This is a genomic window from uncultured Holdemanella sp., assembly GCF_958348295.1.
Lineage (GTDB): Bacteria > Bacillota_I > Bacilli_A > Erysipelotrichales > Erysipelotrichaceae > Holdemanella.
This window is the reverse complement of sequence record NZ_CATVYQ010000014.1, coordinates 1-22,828: the sequence shown is the minus strand read 5'-3', so window position 1 is coordinate 22,828 and position 22,828 is coordinate 1. Positions and strand designations below refer to the sequence as shown.

Genomic DNA, 22,828 nt, shown 5'->3' with positions numbered 1-22,828 from the left:
AAAGGGATTTTGTCCCTATATTTATAGGAGAGTGTATTTATGTATTCGAAATACGGTAAGCGAATGATCGATTTTGTTTTGAGTTTAGCTGGAATCATAATTTTATCTCCACTTTTAATTATATTAATGGTTTTAATTAAAGTGACTTCTCCAGGGCCAATCTTTTTTAAACAGAAGCGTGTGGGAATTCACAAATCTTATTTTAATATTTTAAAGTTTAGAACAATGCGTATTGATACGCCTAAAGATATGCCAACACATTTATTGGAAAATCCAGATCAATATATTACAAGTGTTGGTAAGTTTTTAAGAAAAACGTCTTTAGATGAGCTTCCACAGTTGTTTAATATATTTAAGGGGGAAATGGCAATTGTGGGTCCTAGACCTGCTTTATGGAATCAATATGATTTGATTGAATTAAGAGATGCATATGGTGCTAACGATGTCTTGCCTGGTCTTACGGGTTGGGCACAGGTCAATGGTCGTGATGAATTAGAGATTGATGTCAAGGCTAAATTGGATGGCGAGTATTGTAAAAATTTAAGCTTTTTATTTGATGTAAAATGTTTTTTAATGACAATTTTTTCGGTATTGAAACATGATGGAGTTGTCGAAGGGGGTACAGGAAGTATCCATAATAAAGATAATAACTAGGGGATAGTTAGAAGGTCTTTAATTCATTTATATTGGAGTGTAATTTATGGTAGTGGCATTGGTATATGCGTTTGATACATGTTTGGATCGTGTGCAATTATTGAAGAAGTACTATACTTCTAGGGGGTATGAAGTTAAAAGTGTTACTTCAAATTTTTCGCATAGAAAAAAAGCTGTGTATGATCCAAGTTCTGATGTAGTCATACCTGTGCGTGAATATCATCAAAATTTATCATTGGATCGAATTTTATCGCATAAACAGTTTGCGAAAGGGGCAAGAAAAGCTTTGCGTGATATTCAACCGGATTTAGTACATTGTATCATTCCGTGTAATTCACTTGTCAAAGAGATGTCAAAATATAAAAAAGAACATGGGGATGTAAAAATTATATATGACATTATTGACTTATGGCCTGAATCGATGCCGATTGAAAAATATAAGGATCTGTTGCCTTTTAAAATCTGGAAAAACACGCGCGATAAGTATTTAATAAGTGGAGATGTGATTTTTTGTGAATGTGATTTATTTAAGCAATATTTGCGTTGTGGTAAAGTTCTATATTGGTCTATAGATCGTGATTGTTTACCTATGAGTCCAGATTTAAAAGAGGATGAATTACAATTTTGTTACTTGGGTTCAATAAATAATATTATAGATATTTCAATGATTATTGCATTTTTAAGGGAATGTAGCATACTAAAGAAATGTGTATTGCATATAATTGGTAATGGTGAAAAGAAAGAACAGTTTATACAAGAAGTATTAGCTGTTGGTGTCAATGTCATAGATCATAAAGAGGTTTATGATCAAAGAGAAAAGCAGGAGATTTTTGATCAGTGTAATTATGGATTGAATGTGATGAAATCAAGTGTTTGTGTTGGTTTAACCATGAAGTCATTGGATTATATGTGTGCAGGTTTACCTATCATTAATACAATTCAGGGAGATACAAAGAATTTTTGTGAAGAATGGGATATAGGGTTTAACATAGATAGAGAAAATATAAAAGTAATAGCAAATCAAGTTTGTTTGGAGAGTATGGATGTGCAGCTTCAAAGAAGAAAGAATATTCAAACTCTATATAATTCTTATTTTACGAAGAAGCGTTTTTATGAAGTGTTAGATAAAGCTTTAGATTTATAAAAATGTGAGTATTCACATTTTTTTTGATTGGAGGTTGAGTTATATATGAATATATTGCATATTTCTCCGTATGTTCCTAGCTTGCATACAAATCATGCAGGAGGGGTTTGCATGGGAAAACAAGTAGAAGCATTAAAAAGAAAACATGATGTTTATGTCTTGTCTTTTATAACAATGCCTTTAGAAGAGAAAATAGTAAAGGAAGAATACAATACAGATAATAGTTATTTTGTCCGCATATCGAATATGGATCGATTAAGAGAGGGGTTATTACATCTAAATAAGCCTTTGATGTTTTCTGCTCGAACTTCAAAAGAGTTTAAACAACAGTTTCTAAAATTAATTGAAGAAAAGAAAATTGATGCGATTCATTGCGAATATACGGCAATGGCTCAATACATTTGGATTAAGAAAATGTATCCGAATATAATTTTTAATATAGTTGAACATGATGTGACAAGACAATCCTTTTATAGAAAGTCAATGGACTCAAAAGGGCTTAAACAATTATTTTGGAAATGGCAATTAAATTTAGCAACTAAATATGAAAAAGAGTATTGTCAAAAAGCCGATCATGTTATTGCGGTAAACTCAAAAGATCAACGATTGCTTCATGAATATTATGGATTGAATCAAGTTGAATTGATGAATCCATATTATGGTGTTGACTTTGATGAGATTTCAGATAAGGTTGTAAATAAAATTCAAAAATCAATTTGTTTTATTGGACAAATGGGAAGAGAAGAAAATCATTTGGCTGCCATGCGCCTTATTCATATTGTGAAATCATTAAATAGAGATGATATTCGCTTGACAATTATTGGAGCACATCCTAATGAGGAGTTACAAAAAGAAGAATGTGAGAATATCCATATTACTGGTTTTGTTGAGAATATTGAAGATGAAATTCTAAAGAATGAAATTGCCGTATTCCCATTAACATTGGGAGCAGGAATTAAGCTAAAAGTATTATTGGCATGTGGACTTGGGTTACCTGTTATCACAACTGATATTGGTGCTGAAGGTATTGATGAAGATGGAAACACGTTGATTCTTGCCAATACGGATGATCAAATCAAAAATGAAATTATAGAATTAATTGACGATTCAAATAAGATTGAATCTAAATCAATTGAGAGTAAAGATTTTGTAAAAAAATATTTTAGTTGGAATAAAACGGTCGAATTATTTGATCGACTATATGAGGTGAGAAAATGATAATCACAAAGACACCATTTAGAATGTCTTTCTTTGGTGGTGGTACAGATATGGAATCTTTCTTTAAAGAAAATGGTGGATCTGTATTATCTACTACTTTTGATAAATATTGTTATGTCAATGTTAGACATTTACCTAGATTTTTTGATTATTCGACTGAATTGAGTTATTCAAAAACAGAAAGAGTTACGAGTATTGATGCGATTGAACATCCTGCCATTCGCAATGCGATGAAGATGTTAGATATGCATGAAATTCGTTTGACATATGAAGCGGATTTGCCAGCTAGAAGTGGATTGGGTACTTCAAGTTCTTTTGCGGTAGGAATGTTAAATGCTTTTTATGCATTAAAAGGTAAATATGCATCAAAAAAACAATTGGCAGATGAAGCTATTTACCTAGAAAGAGTATTATGTGATGAAGCAGGTGGCTGGCAAGATCAAATTGCGGCAAGTTTTGGTGGCTTTAATCGCATTGATTTTAATGCGGATGGTTATTCTGTGCATCCTATTATTATTTCACCTGAAAGAAAGAAAAGATTAAATGATAATTTAATGATGTTTTTTACTGGTTTTACACGTTTTTCAAGTGACATTCAAAAGGCAAATCATTTAGATGACGAAAGCAAGACTAAGCAGTTAAAAGAAATGCTGACTTTGGTGGATGAAGCAGAAAGTATATTGACGGATCAATCAAAGGACTTAGATGATTTTGGTAGATTGTTAGATGTAACTTGGAAATTAAAGAGACAAACAGGAAAATCTGTTTCAACAAATAATATCGATAATTTATACGATAAAGGTATTACAGCCGGAGCACTAGGAGGAAAATTGCTTGGAGCTGGTGGCGGCGGATTTTTAGTTTTCTATGTACAACCAGAAAAACAGATGCTTGTAAAAGAAGCCATGAAAGATTTATTGTATATTCCTTTTAAATTTGAAGATGGTGGTACCCAAGTTATATATTATGGACCAGAAGATTATTCACCTTTGGAGGACAAATGATGAAAGTTGTTATAATGGCAGGAGGGAAAGGGACTCGCATTTCAAGCGTTGCATCCGATATTCCAAAACCAATGATTTTAATTGAAGGTAAACCTGTGCTTGAACATGAAATTGAATGTTTAAGAAAACAAGGTTTTACAGATATCATTTTAACTGTATCTCATTTAGGGAATATTATTATGGATTACTTTCAAGATGGATCTAAGTTTGGTGTTCATATAGATTACTATTTTGAAAAAGAACCATTAGGGAATGCAGGAGCTTTATTTCAAATCAAAGATAAATTATCAGATGACTTTTTATTATTAAATGCAGATGCGATGTTTGATGTAGATTTCAATCGTTTTGTTGCATTTCATAAGAGTCATAAAGCTTTGGTAAGTTTATTTACACATCCTAATAATCATCCTTATGATAGTGGTTTGATTATTTCAAATTCGAAACATCAAGTAGAAAAGTGGTTAGCCAAAGAAGATGAAAGACCTGATTATTATCAGAACCGTGTAAATGCTGGTTTACATGTAATCAACAAAGAAATATTAAATCAAGTAATTGAAACTAAGAAGGTTGATTTGGATAGACAACTATTAAAACCATTGGCAGGAACAGGACAGATGTATTGTTATGATAGTCCTGAATATGTTAGAGATATGGGAACACCCGAAAGATATTATGCGGTATGTGAAGATTTTAAAGAAGGTCGAGTTCAATCTAAAAATTTATCAAATAAACAGAAAGCCATATTTTTAGATCGTGATGGCACAATCAACAAATATGTTGGCTTTTTAAGAGATATGGATCAATTTGAATTATTACCAAATGTATCAAAAGCTATTAAGAAAATTAATGATTCAGGCTACTTAGCTATTGTCGTGACAAATCAGCCTGTCATCGCAAGAGGAGAAGTAACTTTTGATGAACTAAAAAATATTCATAATAAAATGGAAACGTTATTAGGAAATGATGGAGCTTATCTAGATGGAATCTATTATTGTCCGCATCATCCGCATAAAGGGTATGAGGGTGAAATTCCTGAACTGAAAATTGATTGTGAATGTAGAAAGCCAAAACCAGGTATGTTACTTCAGGCATCAAAAGATTTTAACATAGATGTAAAGGAATCTTGGATGATAGGAGATAGTGATAGTGACATTCTTGCTGGTGAAAATGCAGGATGTAAAACAGCACGAGTAACAGATGAAGAATCATTATATGATATTGTAGAAAGGATATTGTAGGCATGTTAGAAGATAAATTAAAAAAACATATAGATTTATTAATAAAGCGATATCCTATGTTGGAAAGCTGTAAAGCTGATATTATTTCTGGTTACTTGATGTTGGAAGATTGTTATGCACATGGTGGAAAATTGTTAATAGCAGGTAACGGTGGTTCTGCAGCTGATGCAGAGCATATTGCAGGTGAATTAATGAAACGTTTTAAAACTCCACGTCCTGTACCTAATGAATTAAAAGAAAAATTAATTAAAATTGATTCTGTTCGAGGAGAAAATTTATCAAAAAATCTTGAAAGACCTTTAATGGCCATTCCATTAGTTGCACATGAAGCACTTACAACAGCTTATATCAATGATGTAGATGGTTTGGGTGTGTTTGCTCAACAATTATATGGTTTTGGTAAAAAAGGAGATGTTTTTTTAGGTATATCTACTTCAGGAAATAGTCAAAATATTATGAGTGCTACTGTAGTAGCTAGAGCTTTAGGTATTAAAGTATTAGGGTTAACTGGAGCCTTAGGTGGTGAGTTAAGTAGTGTTTCTGATGTATGTGTAAAAGTACCTGAAACAGAAACATATATGATTCAAGAATTACATCTTCCAATTTATCATTGTTGGTGTTTAATGTTAGAAGATCATTTCTTTGGAGAAAATCAATGATTGGGTGTGTTGTTTTAAATTATAATGACGCAAAAACTACGGTTGAATTTGTTCAAAGAGTAAAAAATATGGATTCTATTGATTTGATAGTGGTTATTGACAATTGTTCTACAGACGATTCATATATTCAATTGAAAATTTTAGAGTCAAATAAAGTCCATGTTATAAAGTCTGAAAAGAATGGTGGATATGGATATGGTAACAATGTTGGAATTGACTATTTAAAAGATAAAGTGGACTATATAATGGTAGCAAATCCGGATGTGATTTTCGAAGAACATGTTGTTTCTAACTTAGTATCTTCATTTGATAAAGATACAGCAATTGTGGCTCCTTTAACTTTGCAGCCTGATGGAAAAAGACAGCAGCCTGAAGCTTGGAAAGTTCCCGTAATCAAAGATTATTTCTTGTTTTCTTCAAAAATTTTAAATAAAAAATTACGTCCTATGTGGTATCCTAAGGAATATTTAAGTCACGGTATTGTTGAGGTTGATTGTGTTCAAGGCTGTTTCTTTATGATAAGAACTGATATTCTTCCTGAAACATTATATGACGAAAATATATTCTTATTTTTTGAAGAATCATGTTTAGGTAAATACTTTAAAGATAACGGGTTAAAAACGAAATTATTGATTGATACTACATATATTCATAATCATTCAGCAAGCATTAATAAATCTTTTCAATCAGAAGTAAAAAAAAGAAAGATCACTTTAGATAGTTTTTATGTATATTTTAAAGATTATTATGATTTAAGTCCGTTTTTATTATGGATTATGAGAGTGTATAAAAAAATCATTTATATTGAAAACTATATTATTTTAAAGACTTTATATAATTAGGTGGTGAAATTATGATTTCTGTCGCAATGACTACATTTAATGGAGAAAAATACATTGAAAAACAAATAGAATCGATATTAAATCAGAGTTTATCGGTTGATGAAATCATAATTTGTGATGATGGTTCAACGGATAATACGATTGAGCTTATGAAAAAGTACAATGTTCAAATCATTCAAAATAAGACGAATTTGGGATATAAGTTAAATTTCAAAAAAGCAATGGAAAAATGTAAGGGTGACTACATTTTTTTATGTGATCAAGATGATATATGGAAAAAAGATAAAGTTAAAGAAATGATGTCTATTATGGAAAAGAATAGAAATATTCATGTTTTAGCAAGTTCATTTGAATATATAGATGAAAATGATACTTTGATTATTTCTAAAAATAAAAAAGGATATTCAAATCATAATCTTTATAATAAAGAGGTAAAACAAGATGATGTTGTGCAAGTAAAAACGGATGAATTTATTTATGGAAATTATTTTCAGGGTTGTGCACTTGCCATTGATAAGAAAACAAAAGATTTTTTTGTGCATCATTTTGATGAAAGAATTCCACATGATTGGATCATTAGTCTATATGGATCATTGGATGGTGGCATGTATTTTTTGAATAAACCACTCTTTGAATATCGTATTCATAGTCAAAATTCGATTGGTGTTTCTACATTAAATCAAGATGCATCTACACATGTAAAGCGAGCTTACCAATTTGAAGAAAGATATCAAAAAGCAAGAGATGCATTATATGTTTTGGATATTTTAAAAATAAATTGTAGGGATTATTATTTGCGTAATAAGGTTGATTATTTAAAAATTGAATCATTTATGAATAATCATATTGAATATCTAAGAAATAAAAAACTGTTAAAATTATTCTTTCAAAATAAATATGCTTATTATAGAAAATTAAAAACAATGCGTGGAAGAATTATGGACTTGGTTTATTGTTTAAAATAATGAGTGTGTATATAACGCTTTTTTCTTATGAGTGTTGTGTTAGGCATGTAGTATAATATTGTTTACATTATGCAAGTGTGTTAAAATGAATTGAATTGAGGTGTTGAAATGGATTCACAAAATGCGATTGAAGTACGAAATATGTATAAACAATTTAAGGTTGATTATGATAAAGCTCATACTTTAAAAGATAAATTATTGTTTTGGAAAACGAGTCATGTTGAAATTCATGAAGTTTTAAAGAATATTAATATGGATATTAAAAAAGGTGAAACAGTAGCATTGATTGGTACAAATGGTTCTGGAAAATCTACTTTATTAAAATTAATGACGAAGATTATTTTCCCTAATAAAGGTACTGTTGAAACAAATGGAAAATTAACTTCTTTATTAGAATTAGGTGCAGGTTTTCACCAAGATTTTACGGGAAGAGAAAACATTTATTTTAATGCTTCTATTTTTGGCTTAACAAGAAAAGAAATTGATGAACGAATTCAAGATATCATTGATTTTAGTGAACTAGGCGAATTTATTGATCATCCTGTTCGTACTTATTCTTCAGGTATGTACATGCGATTGGCTTTTTCTGTTGCGATTAATGTAGATGCTGAAATCTTGTTGATTGATGAAATTTTAGCTGTAGGAGATCAGCACTTCCAAGAAAAGTGTTATCGCAAATTAAAAGAATTGAAAGAATCGGATAAGACTATTGTGATTGTTACACATAGTTTAGATGTTGTAAAAGATTTATGTGATCGAGCAGTTTGGATTTATAAAGGAGAGCTTCGTTTAGATGGTGATCCAATATATGTCATTGATGAGTATTTAAAACAAGTAGCGATTGATCATAAAGAAGAGAAAAAGAAGGCTATTGCTCAAGGAAAGCATAAATTTAAAGGTGCAGTATTTATTGATAAGCCTAAAGATTTTACAAAAGTAAATAGAAAAGACGAAAAATTGGTTTGTATGGGATGGCAGCTTTCTGATCATGATGATGCAGTATTAAAAATAACTTTAGATGATAATCCAATTGATTCAGTTGTTAGAGTAAGACGTCAAGATGTATTTGATGCTTATCAAGAAGTCTATGCAGGCGATATGGATCCTGAAACAATCGGATGGAAGACAACGATAGATTTAACAAAACTTGATTTAGGAAATCATAAGTTAATGGTACAATGTTTAGAACCTGACGGGAATGTGTTGGCTGAAAAATGCATTCAGTTTATTTTAGGTTAGAGGTGAAAAGATGCATATATTTAAAGATATTTATGATTATCGTGAATTATTAAAAACCAATGTGAAAAAAGATATTCGAGGAAAATATAAAGGCTCTTTTCTAGGTATTCTTTGGTCATTTATTAACCCTTTATTACAAGTGGTTGTGTATTGGATTGTATTTCCATATTTGATGCGAGGAGCAGGTGGAGATAACTATTTAGTATATTTGATTACAGGTTTGATTCCTTGGACATTCTTTTTAACAACTGTAAGCACAGGAACGACTTCGATTAAGGCGAATGCGGGAATTATTAAAAAGGTGTATTTTCCTAGAGAAATCTTATTGATTTCGCAAGTCTTAAGTGGATTAGTCAATTTCTTTATTTCTTGTATCATTATATTTATTTTCTGTTTCGCATTTGGGTATGGAATTTCTATTCAAATTCTAATGCTTCCTGTAGTTGCATTGATTCAATCAATTTTGATTTTAGGTATTATTTTATTGTTAAGTTCATTAAATGCCTATATTCAAGACTTAGAGTATATTGTATCCTTTTTACTAACCATGGGAATGTATGCCACTCCTGTTATCTATGATTTATCTTTATTAGATGGAGCTGGTGTTTTAGGTCAAATCATTCGTATGAATCCATTGACGATTTTAGTTACTTCCTACCGTGATATTTTTATGTATCATGTATGGCCGCCATTAAAACCATTAGGTGCTGTTGCCTTATTGGCTTTTGTTATTTTAGTGATTGGCTATGCAGTTTTCAAAAAATTAGAAAAAGGATTTGCAGAAGAATTATAAGAAAGGTATTTTTTAAATACCTTTTTTTTGGAGGTAATTATGATTTCAGTAGTTATGGCAACATATAATGGAGAACGTTTTATTAGAGAACAACTCCTATCTATTTTTAATCAAACAATGTCAGTAGATGAAATTATTATTTGTGATGATAATTCGAGGGATAATACTGTTCAGATCATTAAGGATATTCAAAAAGAATATAAAAATATCGATATTCGACTTATTCAAAACGATAATAATTTAGGTTATAAATTGAATTTTAAAAAGGCACTTTCATTTTGTGATGCAGATTTTATTTTCTTGTGCGATCAAGATGATATTTGGTTAGAGAATAAAGTTGAAGTAATGATGCAAATAATGAATGTAAATAAAAATATTAAAGTATTGGCGAGTACATATGACTTAATTAATGAAAATGATAATCCCATACATATAGATATTAATCCTAGGTTTTCAAATAAAAACATGTATAAATGCAAAGTGAAACCCAATGCTTTAGTAAGGGTGCCGTTTGAAAGATTAATTGTAGAAAATAGTTTTCAAGGATGTGCCCTATGTATTTGTAAAGAAGTGAATGAAAAATTTCAAAGATGTTTTTCTGTTGATTTCCACCATGATTGGTTGATTAATTTATTAGCAAGTGAACAGAACGGTATGTATTTTTTAAATGTTCCTTTATTTCATTACCGTATACATAGTAAAAATACGATTGGTTTAAAAGGAAATGTGACTTTGAAAGGTATGGATCATTTAGTAAGCACAAATACGGTGGATGCTAGAACAAATACGGCAAAAAATTGTATTCAGACATTGAATGAATTAGAAAAATTAGATAATGAGTTAAGTTTAAACTATCCTACTTATACGAATTATAGAGAATTTTTTAATAAGCATATCTTGTATATAGAAAATGGAAAAGTTATTCAATTGATAATTCAAAATTTTAATTCATACTATAAGTATTTTAAAACAACTAAGGGAAGGCTGATGGATATTATAGTTACTTTTAAAGTGTTTATAAACAAATAGATTAGGCACATTGTCATTGTTTGTGTTATGATAAAAGTGTTTTGTGGAGGCAATATGGAAAAGAATTTTTTTTATACTATAGATAGAGTTATATATAAGGATCTTGATTATGCAAAATATATAGAGGTAATTGGTTGGTGTTATTCAAAAGAAGATAAGCCTGTTACATATTCAGCTAAATTGAATAATCAAAATGTATCTATAGATGTAGCTAAAGTGCATCGTCAAGATGTATACAAAGATAGAAAAGTAGACTTAAAATCAGATATAGTTGGCTTTCGAATTAAAGTTGATTGTACAGATGTAGATGTTGATTCATTTGAATTGAATGTAAAAGATGAATTGAATAAAGAGCAATTATTGTTAGTGAATAAGAAAAAAATTCAAAAAGTTAGAAATACAGAAGAAATTGAATTTAATCTTGATAGTATAGCGAAAGATTTTAATAAAGGTATAATTACTGTTCAAGGATGGGTATACTCAGAAAATGGAAAGCCCGTAAGTATTGATATTTTGGATGAAAATGAAAATTCTATTGAATACAAAATACGTTCTTTCGCAAGAACAGATTTGGTACAATATCATTTAGTAAAACCCGATAATAAAAATTGTGGTTTTCAAATTAGATTTGAAGGAGATCCTGAAAAGAAATTTTATCTTCGATTTAAATCTGAGAATGATTCACAAAAAGCAACAATTGATGAAAGTAGCAATACTACTCGAGGATTGATTAAATCTTATGTTAAGCATTTGAATAAAAGAAGTATACACAATGCCATAGATTATTTACGTAAAAATGGTGTTAAAAAATTTATTCAACGATTTAAACAGGGCGTAAATGTAGATGAATATCAAAATTGGTTCTTGAAACAAAGAGTTACAGCTGAAGAACTGGCAAAACAAGCTAAAGTACAATTTGAATATTCACCTAAAATTAGTATAGCGGTTGCTACGTTTAATACTAAAGAAGAGTATTTAAAAGAAATGATAGATACAGTTGTACATCAAAGTTATTCAAATTGGGAGCTTTGTATTGCGGATGGAAGTACTACAGATGATGTGGAAAAATATATTAAAGCACATTATGCGAATTATGGTGATAAAATCAAATTCAAAAGATTAGATCAAAACTATGGTATTTCAGGTAATACAAATAAGGCTATGGAAATGGCAGATGGTGATTATCTAGCAGTATATGATCATGATGATGTTTTGGAATTAGATTGTTTTTATGAGGTTGTGAAAGCTTTACAAGACTTTAGATATGAAACACTTTATACAGATGAAGATAAATTAAATGACCAATATAAAGTGTTTATTGAGCCAAATCTAAAGCCTGATTACAGTGAAGATTTGATGCGATCACATAACTATATTACTCATATCTTCTTTGTGAATCGTCGTATTTATGAACAAGTTGGTGGTTATAGAAGTGAATATGATGGTAGCCAGGATTATGACTATATTTTTAGATGTATTGAAAAAGCAAATGGAGTTTATCATATTCCACGCGTTTTATATCACTGGCGCATGCATCCTCAATCAACCGCAATGGATCCAGAAAGTAAATTGTATTGTTATACGGCGGGTCAAAAAGCCATTGAATCCCATTATGAACGTATTGGATTAAAGGGAGCTAAAGTTGAATTGTTGCCAAAACCATATTATGGTTTTTATCATACGATTTATAGTACAGAGCCAAATCCTTTAGTTTCAATTTTGATTCCTAACTATAATCAAAAAGATACTTTAAAAACTTGTATTGATTCTTTATACAATGTTAATTCATATAAGAATTTTGAAATTGTGATTGTTGAAAACAATAGTACTGAAAAAGATATCTTTGAATATTATGAACAATTAAAACAAGAACATGATAATGTTACTATCGTTACATATGAAGGTTCCTTTAATTATTCTAAAATCAACAATTTTGGCGTGCAATATACAAAAGGTGACTATGTGTTATTTTTAAATAATGATACGGAAGTTATTGAATCAACTGCAATTGCAGAGATGTTAGGATGTTGTATGCGTAAAGAAGTAGGTGCTGTAGGTGCTAAGTTACTGTATGAAGACGATACGATTCAACATGCTGGAGTTGTAGTTGGATTTAATGGATATGCAGCACATGTGTTTAATGGAATCGATAGAGATGATCCAGGTTTCTTGATGAGACCACGAGTTAATTGTAATTATTCTGCATGTACAGCGGCATGTTTGATGGTGAAAAAGAGTGTGTTTGAAGAAGTGAATGGATTTGATGAGCAGTTCGTAGTTGCATGTAACGACATTGATTTATGCTTAAAAATTCGTGATAAGGATTATTTAATTGTATATAATGCATTTGCTTTATGGCATCATTATGAATCTAAATCTAGAGGGTATGAAGATACACCAGAAAAACAAGCTCGTTTCGAATCAGAGGTAAAAAAATTTCAAGCCAAATGGCCAGAAATTTTAAAAAAGGGAGATCCATATTACAATAAAAATTGGAACTTGAAATCGGCTCCATTTACACTCGATTAAAAGAGTGTGTATTTTAAATACAGATATACCAGGACCATTAATTTGGTCCTTTTTTAAAAAATTGAAAAAATGATTAAGATAAATTATAATGGTTAAGGATTTAGGAGTAGATAGATATGAAAACTTTAGTTGTTATACCTGCGTATAATGAAGCTTTAAATATTGAAAAAACGGTACATGATCTAGAAGTGAACGCACCAGAAGTGGATTATGTCGTTGTAAATGATGGTTCCAAAGACAATACTTTGGAAGTGTTAAAAAAGAATGATTTCAACTATATAGATGGGTTTTGTAATTTAGGATTGTTCGGGGCTGTTCAAACTGGATTTAAATTGGCAATAAAAGAAAATTATGATATTGTCATTCAATTTGATGGAGATGGTCAACATTCAGCTAAATATATTGCACCATTAGTTAAAGAAATAGAAAAAGGAAATAATATTGTGATTGGATCTCGTTTTGTGGATGAGAAAAAAACCTTTACAGCACGTATGATGGGTAGTCGATTAATTGCCGGAGCCATTAAACTAATGACGGGCAAAACGATTACGGATCCAACAAGTGGATTTAGAGCGTATGATAGAGCATGTATTAAGGATTATGCTAGTGAAATGAATAATCCTCCAGAACCAGATACATTGGTTTATATGTTGAGAAAACAAAGAAAAATAAAAGAAATTCAAGTTCAAATGAGTGATCGAGAATTTGGGGAATCTTATTTAAATTTAGTAAATACAATTAAGTATATGAGTCGTATGATGGTATCAATATTTTTAATACAACCATTTAGAAAGGTAAAATAATTATGGAATTACAATATTTTTTTATCGTTGCAAGTGTTATCACTTTTCTATTCGTTATAAAGAAAATACAGAAACATGGTTTAGATATTGATGATGCAATCGTTTGGATTTTATGGGCAATTTTATTATTGATTATCAGCATTTTTCCTCAAATTCCCATTTGGATTTCAAATGAACTTGGATTTATGTCTCCAAGTAACTTCATTTTTTGTTTATTTATTTTCTTTTTATACATTATGTTATTTAATCAAAATGCACAAATTTCTAAATTAAAAGAAAAGCAAAAAGAATTAATACAAAAACTTAGTATTAATGAATATAAAGAGCGTCATAAGGGTGATAGATAATGTGGGATTATATTAGTGGATTATTGTTTTTAATTTGGATGATTGCATTATCTTATTTATTTGGTTTTTCTATTCGTAAAGAGCATAATTTTTCAACTAACTTAATTACTGGATATATTGGCTATTCGTTTATTATTGGACTTGGACTAATGGTGATTGAATTATTTGATGTGCCTTGGATGTTTGCGTTAATTTACTTCTTTTTGACAATAATTTTTATTTTATTTTATATAATATATTCTATTAAAAAGAATAAATTAAAGATAACAAAAGAAGATATAAAGAATTTATTTCAAGAAAACTATTTTTTATTCATAATAGTTCTCATTTTAATGTTTATATCGGTTATAAGCTTTAGCGTGTATTGGTTGAATAATCATTTAGATGATGGATATTACTTAAGTAAAATTGTGAAAATGCCTTACTTAGACACTCCTTATTCTTATGATTACCCAGTGAATTGTTATGCAAAATCAATGTTGTCGTATAGGATTAATACATGGGAATTGGAATCTTCAATATACGTATATCTTCTAAAAATTAATGTATTTGTATATTGTCGTTTATTTCTTAATTTTTTTAATTATTTGTTATTTTGCTCAACAATTTCTTTGTTTACAACCAAAATTTATAAAAAATTAAATCTATCAAATGACAGATTTAAATTTATACAATATATACCTATTGTCATTATATTTTTTGCCACAAATATGAATACTGTTTATCAAATCGGATTTATGCATTTAATAGATCATTGGCAATTTGTAACAGCCATGTATTTTGGTTCTTCAATTCCTAGAACAATGGGAATTTTATGGATTATGATGACATTTGTTGAGAATGACAAGATTACGATAAAAGATATTTTTAAGCTCTTTATGATTTCAGTTGTGTTAATGTCTAAGTCTAGTATTGCATTACCCATTATAGTATTAACGAGTGTCACATTATACTTCATTATTAATTTTAATAAGGAGCGAAAAGTAATATTTTTGTTAATTCCGTTATTAATATATGTAGTTGTTGGTATAATTTTACCAAATAATTTAGGTATTCAATCGGAAATTTATTCTTTGTTAACTCAAAATGTAAAAACATTGCCGTTCCTTGTATCTTTGGTGGTACTTGTAATATCGTTTACATTTAGAAATTCTTTTGTAAATAGAATTAATTTTACCTTAATTTTTATTTTCGCATTAATGATGATTCCTGAAATTAATGATGTTTTTGAAAATTTCTCCATTTATAATTTTGTTTCAAATCGCATGTTTACAACATTAATGTACACATTCTATATTGTGGCGTTTTCGTATGTAGCATATTTCTTTATGTCTCATGTTCATAGAAATATTTTGAAACCAGTATTTTTGATTTTGACATGTATCATTACAGGAAGTTCAATCTTAACTTATACAGGAAGAAATATGACTATTAAAAATTCGTTGATTGTAATTGCACAGAATAAAAAAATGGTTCCGAATTCAACGCTTGAATTAGGTAAAGTTTTAGATGAAATTTCACTAGAAAAAGGGACTCTGCGTATTTTAGCTCCAGAATTTGTTTTCGCAAACGGGGTTCCGCATCCATTAGCAACAATTTTGACAACAGTTTCGAGTGATACAATATCATACTCAGCCATTCCACGATATTATGTTGATAGTGATGAAGAAATTGCGTCATATAAATATGAATATCAAGAATTGTTTCACACTTTTAATGACACTAAATCAGATGATGATTTTAATAATTGTATAAAATTTATTAATAAGTATGGAATTAATAGTTTTATATTATTTGGCGATACAAGCAAGCATGATTCATATGGAGATTTTAAAAAAGTACAAACGATTATTGATCAAAATGCAGGTGTCTATTATTCAATCTATGTCAAGGGTTAGTTATAATGAATTACTACAAAACAGGACAATTTGCACGACTTGCGAATGTCAGCGAAAGAACAATACGATATTATGACAAAATAGGGTTATTAAAACCCTCTTTTGTTATGGAAAATGGATATCGTCAATATAGTGATTTGGATTTATTGAAGTTACAGAAGATTTTATCATTAAAACATTTGGGTTTTAGTATTGAAGAAATCTTTCCGATGGTTATGGACAATACCAATCTTAAAGAGAGCTTTGAATTGCAGATTGATTTGATTGAGGATAAAATCAGTCATCTACAATCTTTAAAAGATGCTTTAAAAAAAGCGAGTCAATCTTCAGATCTTTCTTGGAATATGATTTTATCTTTAGTTCAATTGTCGAATGAAGAAACGAATATTATTGAGCAATATAAGAATGCGAAGAACTTAAATGATCGTATTTCTTTACATGAAAAGTATTCGACTAATTCACAGGGATGGTTTAATTGGTTGTTTGAAAAGATTGATTTTTCTAAAGTAAATCGATTATTAGAACTTGGTTGTGGCAATGGTAAGTTGTGGCAAGAAAATACGATTGATTTAAGAAATCGAGAAATCTTTTTATCGGATATTAGTGAAGGTATGGTGGAAGAGGTTCGTAATAAATTAGGTTCGGATTTTAACTGTATTGTAGCAGATGCTGAAAAGATACCTTTTAAAGATGCTTATTTTGATTCTATTATTGCCAATCATGTACTGTTTTATTTGAATGATTTAAATTTGGGATTAAAAGAAATATTAAGAGTTTTAAAGCCGAATGGAATATTATATTGCAGTACATATGCAAAAGAGCATATGAAGGAAATAACAGACATCGTACAAAATTTTGATGCAAGTGTGAATCTTTCAAATCATAGGTTATATGATGTGTTTGGATTAGAGAATGGTGAATCTATATTGTGCGCATATTTTAAATCGGTTAAAAGATATGATTATCGAGATACATTGGAAATCACAGAATCAAAACCTTTAATTGATTATATTATGTCTTGTCATGGTAATCAAAATGAAATATTGGGTCCAAGACTCACTGATTTTAAAGAATATATTGATGAATTGTTAAAGAAGAATGGTAAAATAGTAGTAACAAAACATGCTGGATTGTTTATTGGTTATAGAGGATAAAAAAATGAAAAAGAGATTATTTGTTTTCGAGTCTAATCCCGATTTTGCGGATAATTCACGAGGCTTTTGGGAGTATTTAAAAGATAATAACAACATAGATACGTTTTGGTGTGTTCGAAACGAAAAAATGTATCAAAGAATGAAAGAAAATGGTATACAATGTGCTTTATTTGGTACAGATATAGCAAATGAGATGATAGATAAAGCAGATTGTTTTATTACTTCATCCTTTGAATTTGCTTATCACAAGAAAAAGAATCAAATACATGTATCTGCATGGCACGGTTTCCCACTTAAATTAATTGGGTATTTTGACACAGCTAGTTCAAATATGGATTTTCTAAATTTAAAAGTAATTACGGCTCAAAGTGATATTATTACAGCTACTTCTAGAACTTGTCAGTTAAATATGAGCGGAATGCTATCGGTGGATCCAAATAAAGTGAAAATAACAGGTTTTCCTAGAAATGATTTGATAGGTATAGAAAATGGAAGAGAAAACTTAAAAAAGTTAATAGATGTGCATCCAGATAGTCGTTTTATCTTTTATTTACCTACTATGAGAAAGGGATTGAAAGATGAAGGAAAACAGTTTGAAGAAAATATTTTTAATTATAGTGACTATGATGTAAAAGAATTAGATGCTTTTTTGAAAAAAAATAATGCTTATATAGTTTCTAAATTTCACTTTGCTGATCAAGAATATTTTCAAAAAAATGATTTTAAAATTCCTAAACGAATGATACTTTTAGACACGGAATCATTAAATGAACAATTAATGACGATTTATCATATTATGAATGCATTTGATGTTTTGGTAACAGATTATTCTTCAGTCTATGTAGATTACTTGTTGTTGAATCGACCAATTATATTTTCTTGCCCTGATATAGAAGAATATAAAAAGGATCGTGGTTTTGTTGTAGAAGATCCATCTTTGTTGATGCCTGGAAAAATGGTTCAAAGTCAGGCTTCTTTAATTGAATCATTAGAACAAATCTTTCATGGAGAAGATATATATAAAGAAAAAAGAAAAAGTATGTTAGGATACTTCCATAAATATCTTGATAGCTTATCTTCTCAAAGATTATTAGATGAAATAAATTTTAAATTGAATGATAACTCTTATGATTTTGATAAAAAATTAGGGGTAGCATATTTTCCAGGAAATTCAAGTTTATATGATTATAGTATGGAGTTGAATACAGAAATATATCTTGATAAAGGTAAAGGATTAAATGAAGATGACAAGCTCTATATAAATAAAAATATAATAGAGAATGGTGAACGTCTTGTCTATGAATTATCGCAACTAGACGACGTTCAATACATTCGTTTTGATCCAGATGTTAATGGGCATTGGATATTGAAAGATATAGAAATTCGATGTAAAGATGAACTACTGTCATTCAACATATTTAACGGTATTCAAAATAATAATATGGTATATTTCTTAGGATTTGATCCACAGATTCATATTGATCTTAAAGATACTAATGTTGATAATTTGAAAATCTCTTTTAACATCATTGATACATATCAATCCAATGAATTTGTTACTTATTTGTTGAATGAATTGCATCAAGAAAATATAAAATTAAAAAATGAATTAGAATCAATCAAAAATAGCCGTTCTTATAAGGCAACCCAAAAGATGAAAAAAATAATAAAGAGATAAAACACTTGACTCTAACGTTACGTTAGGGTTTATTTTATATGTGTGATATTATAAATATAATTATGGAGGAACAATGTTATGAAAGGTATTATTTTAGCTGGTGGTAGTGGTACTCGTTTATATCCTTTGACTAAGGTTACAAGTAAGCAATTGCTTCCTATTTATGACAAGCCAATGATTTATTATCCAATGTCTATTTTAATGCAGGCAGGTATTCGTGAAATCTTAATTATTTCAACTCCAGATGATACACCTCGTTTTCAAGAATTATTAGGGGATGGTCATCAATTTGGGATTGAACTTTCTTATAAGGTTCAACCAAGTCCTGATGGTTTAGCACAAGCATTTATCTTGGGTGAAGAGTTTATTGGAAATGATAGTTGCGCAATGATCTTGGGTGATAATATTTTCCATGGTCATGGTTTGACGAAACGTCTTCGTGCGGCTGCTGAAAATAAAGTGGGAGCTACCGTATTTGGTTATTATGTAGAAGATCCTGAACGTTTTGGTGTGGTTGAATTTGATTCTCAAGGTAAGGCTATTAGTTTAGAAGAAAAGCCAGCTTGTCCTAAATCAAATTATGCCGTAACAGGACTTTATTTCTATGATAATAAAGTGGTTGAGTATGCGAAAAATTTAAAGCCAAGTGCTCGTGGGGAACTTGAAATTACAGATTTGAACCGTATCTATTTAGAGAATGGTGAATTGAATGTCACATTACTTGGTGATGGATTTACTTGGTTAGATACGGGTACACATGAGTCTCTAGTGGATGCTACAAACTTTGTGAAGACAATCGAAGAGCATCAACATCGTAAGATTGCATGTCTTGAAGAAATTGCCTACGACAATGGATGGATTGGTGATGATGAATTGGCTTCTACGTATGAAATTTATAAGAAAAACCAATATGGTGCTTATTTAAAGAAGATCATGGATCGTAAGTATATTAAGTAATGGGGGTATTAGAATGAAGGTAACTGAAACAAAGATTCCTGGTGTATTGATTATTGATACAGATGTATTTGGGGATCATAGAGGGTATTTTACAGAAACGTATTCAAAGCCTAAATATGAAAAATTAGGTGTTACTGTTGATTTTGTGCAGGACAATATGTCTTTTAGTGCACAGAAGGGTACGCTTCGTGGTTTGCATTGGCAAAATCCGCCTTATGCACAAAGTAAATTGGTTTCTTGTACAAAAGGAACTGTAATTGATGTTGCAGTCGATATTCGCAAAGGTAGTCCTACATTTGGTCAATGGGTAAGTGTAGAGCTTAGTGAAGAAAATCATAGACAATTCTTTATTCCACAAGGATTTGCGCATGGATTCTTAACTCTAACAGATAATGTTGAGTTTAGATATAAAGTAGATAATGTCTATAATAAAGAATCAGAAGGTGGAATGCGTTATGATGATCCAACTTGTAATGTAGATTGGGGATCATTATTAAATGGTATTGAGCCTGTCTTGAGTGAAAAAGATCAGGTTGGACCTACTTTAGAAGAGTCAAACAATCAATTTGTATATGAAGGAGAATAAAAATATGAAAATTTTAGTAACTGGTGGTGCTGGTTTCATTGGTGGAAACTTTGTACATTATATGGTCAATAAATATCCTGAGGATATGATTGTTAACTTAGATAAGTTGACTTATGCAGGTAACTTAGAAACTTGTAAACCTGTTGAAGATAAACCAAATTATAAATTCATTAAAGGTGATATTGCAGATCGTGAATTCATCATGGATTTATTTGAAAAAGAAAAGTTTGATGTTGTTGTTAACTTTGCGGCTGAAAGTCATGTTGACCGTAGTATTGAAGATCCTGAAATCTTCGTTAAGACAAATGTAATGGGAACAACTACATTATTAGATGCTTGTGTTAAATATGGTATTCAAAGATATCACCAAGTTTCTACTGATGAAGTATATGGTGATCTTCCTTTAGATCGTCCTGATTTGTTCTTTACTGAAAACACTCCACTTCACACTTCAAGTCCATATTCAAGTGCGAAGGCAAGTGCAGACTTATTCGTACTTGCATATCATAGAACTTATGGTTTACCAGTAACGATTAGTCGTTGTTCAAATAACTATGGTCCTTATCATTTCCCAGAAAAATTAATTCCATTAATTATTTCTCGTGCTTTAAATGATGAAACAATTCCAGTATATGGAACTGGTGAAAATGTTCGTGACTGGTTACATGTATATGATCACTGTGTAGCCATCGATTTAATTGTTCGTAAAGGACGTGTTGGTGAAGTTTATAATGTAGGTGGACATAACGAAAGAACAAACTTAGAAGTTGTAAAGACCGTCTTACATGCATTAAACAAACCAGAAAGTTTAATTACGTATGTAACAGATCGTAAAGGTCATGACATGCGTTATGCGATTGATCCAACGAAGTTAGAAACAGAACTTGGATGGAAACCAAAATATACATTTGATACAGGTATTCCAATGACAATCCAATGGTATTTAGACAACAAGGAATGGTGGGAAAACATCATTAGTGGTGAATACCAAAACTATTTTGAAAAGATGTATGTAGAAAAAGGAAGAGCTAAGGAATAATCTTAGCTTTTCTTACTAAATAGGAGGATGAATAAATGAAGGTTTTTGTGACAGGTGTGGCTGGTCAATTAGGTCATGATGTTATGAATGAATTGGCTTTAAGAGGTTATACTGGAATTGGTACAGACTTAGCTGAAAGTTATAGTGGAATCCAAGATGGAAGTTATGTAACAACAGCTGAATATGTGTCCTTAGATATCACAAACAAGGATGCAGTAATGGAAACAATTAAAACTGTAAATCCAGATGTAGTCGTACATTGTGCTGCATGGACAGCAGTTGATTTAGCGGAAGATGAAGACAAACAAGATAAGGTTAAAGCTATTAATGTGGATGGTACACAAAATATTGCGGATGCTTGTAAAGAAGTAGATGCCAAAATGGTCTATATTTCTACCGATTATGTATTTGATGGTCAGGGAACAGATCCTTGGACTCCAGACTGCAAAGATTATAAGCCATTAAATGTATATGGACAAACTAAACTTGGTGGTGAATTAGCTGTTTCAAATACTTTATCTAAGTATTTCATTGTTCGTATTGCGTGGGTATTTGGCAAGAATGGAAATAACTTCATTAAGACAATGTTAAATGTAGGAAAGAAATTTGATACAATAAAAGTAGTAAATGATCAAATTGGTACACCAACTTATACTTATGATTTAGCACGTTTATTAGTCGACATGATTGAAACGGATAAATATGGTTATTATCATGCGACAAATGAGGGTGGATATATTAGTTGGTATGATTTTGCGTGTGAAATCTTTAAACAAGCAGGTTATACAAACACTGTAATTCCAGTAACAACAGCCGAGTATGGTTTATCGAAAGCAGCTCGTCCTTTTAATTCTCGTTTGGATAAATCAAAACTTGTAGAAAATGGGTTTAATCCATTACCAACTTGGCAGGATGCTTTAGAAAGATATTTAAAAGAAATAGAATTTTAATGAACTAAGGAGCTGTAACGGATAAAGAAGTTTCAGCTTAATAAAAAAGGACCGAATATTCAAGATTTAAAAATCTGAATATCGGTCTTTTTTGGTATAATA

Annotated in this window: 21 protein-coding genes; all 21 read left to right on the top strand. The window is 30.1% G+C overall.

Going from position 1 to position 22,828, the window contains the following annotated elements:
- Window positions 1–39: 39 nt before the first annotated feature.
- The 21 genes from Q3907_RS04050 (at window position 40) to rfbD (ending at window position 22,726) form a co-directional block, all read left to right on the top strand.
- Window positions 40–654, top strand: a complete 615-nt coding sequence (locus Q3907_RS04050; protein WP_301897350.1) for a sugar transferase — start codon at window positions 40–42, stop codon at window positions 652–654.
- A gap of 46 nt (window positions 655–700) precedes the next feature.
- Window positions 701–1,798 (top strand): glycosyltransferase, encoded by a 1,098-nt coding sequence (locus tag Q3907_RS04045; protein WP_301897349.1) that lies wholly within the window; start codon window positions 701–703, stop codon window positions 1,796–1,798.
- A 111-nt stretch (window positions 1,799–1,909) separates the two neighbouring features.
- Window positions 1,910–3,016, top strand: coding sequence for a glycosyltransferase family 4 protein (locus tag Q3907_RS04040; RefSeq protein ID WP_295759507.1), 1,107 nt, complete (start codon window positions 1,910–1,912; stop codon window positions 3,014–3,016).
- Window positions 3,013–4,020: a kinase gene (locus Q3907_RS04035; protein WP_295644477.1), complete on the top strand. Its 1,008-nt coding sequence runs from the start codon at window positions 3,013–3,015 to the stop codon at window positions 4,018–4,020. The genes Q3907_RS04040 and Q3907_RS04035 overlap by 4 nt, the downstream gene beginning before the upstream one ends.
- Window positions 4,020–5,258, top strand: a complete 1,239-nt coding sequence (locus Q3907_RS04030) for an HAD-IIIA family hydrolase (protein WP_301897348.1) — start codon at window positions 4,020–4,022, stop codon at window positions 5,256–5,258. The genes Q3907_RS04035 and Q3907_RS04030 overlap by 1 nt, the downstream gene beginning before the upstream one ends.
- 2 nt (window positions 5,259–5,260) lie before the next feature.
- On the top strand, window positions 5,261–5,917 hold the full coding sequence (locus tag Q3907_RS04025; RefSeq protein WP_301897347.1) for an SIS domain-containing protein: 657 nt from the start codon (window positions 5,261–5,263) through the stop codon (window positions 5,915–5,917).
- A complete protein-coding gene (locus Q3907_RS04020) occupies window positions 5,914–6,759 on the top strand; it encodes a glycosyltransferase family 2 protein (protein ID WP_301897346.1) in 846 nt (281 codons plus the stop codon). Before Q3907_RS04025 ends, Q3907_RS04020 begins: the two co-directional genes overlap by 4 nt.
- An 11-nt stretch (window positions 6,760–6,770) precedes the next feature.
- The gene (locus tag Q3907_RS04015; protein WP_301897345.1) at window positions 6,771–7,724 is read left to right on the top strand and encodes a glycosyltransferase; all 954 of its coding nucleotides are present in this window, start codon (window positions 6,771–6,773) and stop codon (window positions 7,722–7,724) included.
- 108 nt (window positions 7,725–7,832) lie between these two features.
- Entirely contained in the window at window positions 7,833–8,963 is a 1,131-nt protein-coding gene (locus Q3907_RS04010; protein ID WP_301897344.1) for an ABC transporter ATP-binding protein, read from the top strand.
- Window positions 8,964–8,973: 10 nt separating this feature from the next.
- Window positions 8,974–9,756, top strand: coding sequence for an ABC transporter permease (locus Q3907_RS04005; protein WP_295644491.1), 783 nt, complete (start codon window positions 8,974–8,976; stop codon window positions 9,754–9,756).
- 39 nt (window positions 9,757–9,795) lie between these two features.
- Complete coding sequence (locus tag Q3907_RS04000) at window positions 9,796–10,785, top strand: glycosyltransferase family 2 protein (RefSeq protein ID WP_301897343.1); 990 nt, start codon at window positions 9,796–9,798, stop codon at window positions 10,783–10,785.
- 54 nt (window positions 10,786–10,839) lie between these two features.
- Window positions 10,840–13,314 carry a glycosyltransferase family 2 protein gene (locus Q3907_RS03995; protein ID WP_301897342.1) on the top strand — a complete coding sequence of 825 codons (2,475 nt, stop codon included), beginning with the start codon at window positions 10,840–10,842 and terminating at the stop codon, window positions 13,312–13,314.
- Window positions 13,315–13,430: 116 nt separating this feature from the next.
- Window positions 13,431–14,117 (top strand): glycosyltransferase family 2 protein, encoded by a 687-nt coding sequence (locus Q3907_RS03990; protein WP_301897341.1) that lies wholly within the window; start codon window positions 13,431–13,433, stop codon window positions 14,115–14,117.
- Window positions 14,118–14,119: 2 nt separating this feature from the next.
- Window positions 14,120–14,464, top strand: a complete 345-nt coding sequence (locus Q3907_RS03985) for a DUF2304 domain-containing protein (protein ID WP_301897340.1) — start codon at window positions 14,120–14,122, stop codon at window positions 14,462–14,464.
- On the top strand, window positions 14,464–16,362 hold the full coding sequence (locus Q3907_RS03980; protein ID WP_301897338.1) for a DUF6077 domain-containing protein: 1,899 nt from the start codon (window positions 14,464–14,466) through the stop codon (window positions 16,360–16,362). The genes Q3907_RS03985 and Q3907_RS03980 overlap by 1 nt, the downstream gene beginning before the upstream one ends.
- Window positions 16,363–16,367: 5 nt before the next feature.
- Window positions 16,368–17,516, top strand: coding sequence for a methyltransferase domain-containing protein (locus Q3907_RS03975; RefSeq protein WP_301897337.1), 1,149 nt, complete (start codon window positions 16,368–16,370; stop codon window positions 17,514–17,516).
- Window positions 17,517–17,520: 4 nt separating this feature from the next.
- A complete protein-coding gene (locus tag Q3907_RS03970) occupies window positions 17,521–19,194 on the top strand; it encodes a CDP-glycerol glycerophosphotransferase family protein (protein WP_301897336.1) in 1,674 nt (557 codons plus the stop codon).
- 78 nt (window positions 19,195–19,272) lie between these two features.
- Complete coding sequence (gene rfbA, locus Q3907_RS03965; protein ID WP_040465984.1) at window positions 19,273–20,151, top strand: glucose-1-phosphate thymidylyltransferase RfbA; 879 nt, start codon at window positions 19,273–19,275, stop codon at window positions 20,149–20,151.
- A 13-nt stretch (window positions 20,152–20,164) separates the two neighbouring features.
- Window positions 20,165–20,737 (top strand): dTDP-4-dehydrorhamnose 3,5-epimerase, encoded by a 573-nt coding sequence (rfbC, locus tag Q3907_RS03960; protein WP_270778721.1) that lies wholly within the window; start codon window positions 20,165–20,167, stop codon window positions 20,735–20,737.
- A 4-nt stretch (window positions 20,738–20,741) separates the two neighbouring features.
- Complete coding sequence (gene rfbB, locus Q3907_RS03955; RefSeq protein WP_117571150.1) at window positions 20,742–21,776, top strand: dTDP-glucose 4,6-dehydratase; 1,035 nt, start codon at window positions 20,742–20,744, stop codon at window positions 21,774–21,776.
- Between the two features lie 35 nt (window positions 21,777–21,811).
- Complete coding sequence (gene rfbD / locus Q3907_RS03950; RefSeq protein ID WP_301897334.1) at window positions 21,812–22,726, top strand: dTDP-4-dehydrorhamnose reductase; 915 nt, start codon at window positions 21,812–21,814, stop codon at window positions 22,724–22,726.
- The last annotated feature ends 102 nt before the right edge of the window (window positions 22,727–22,828 follow it).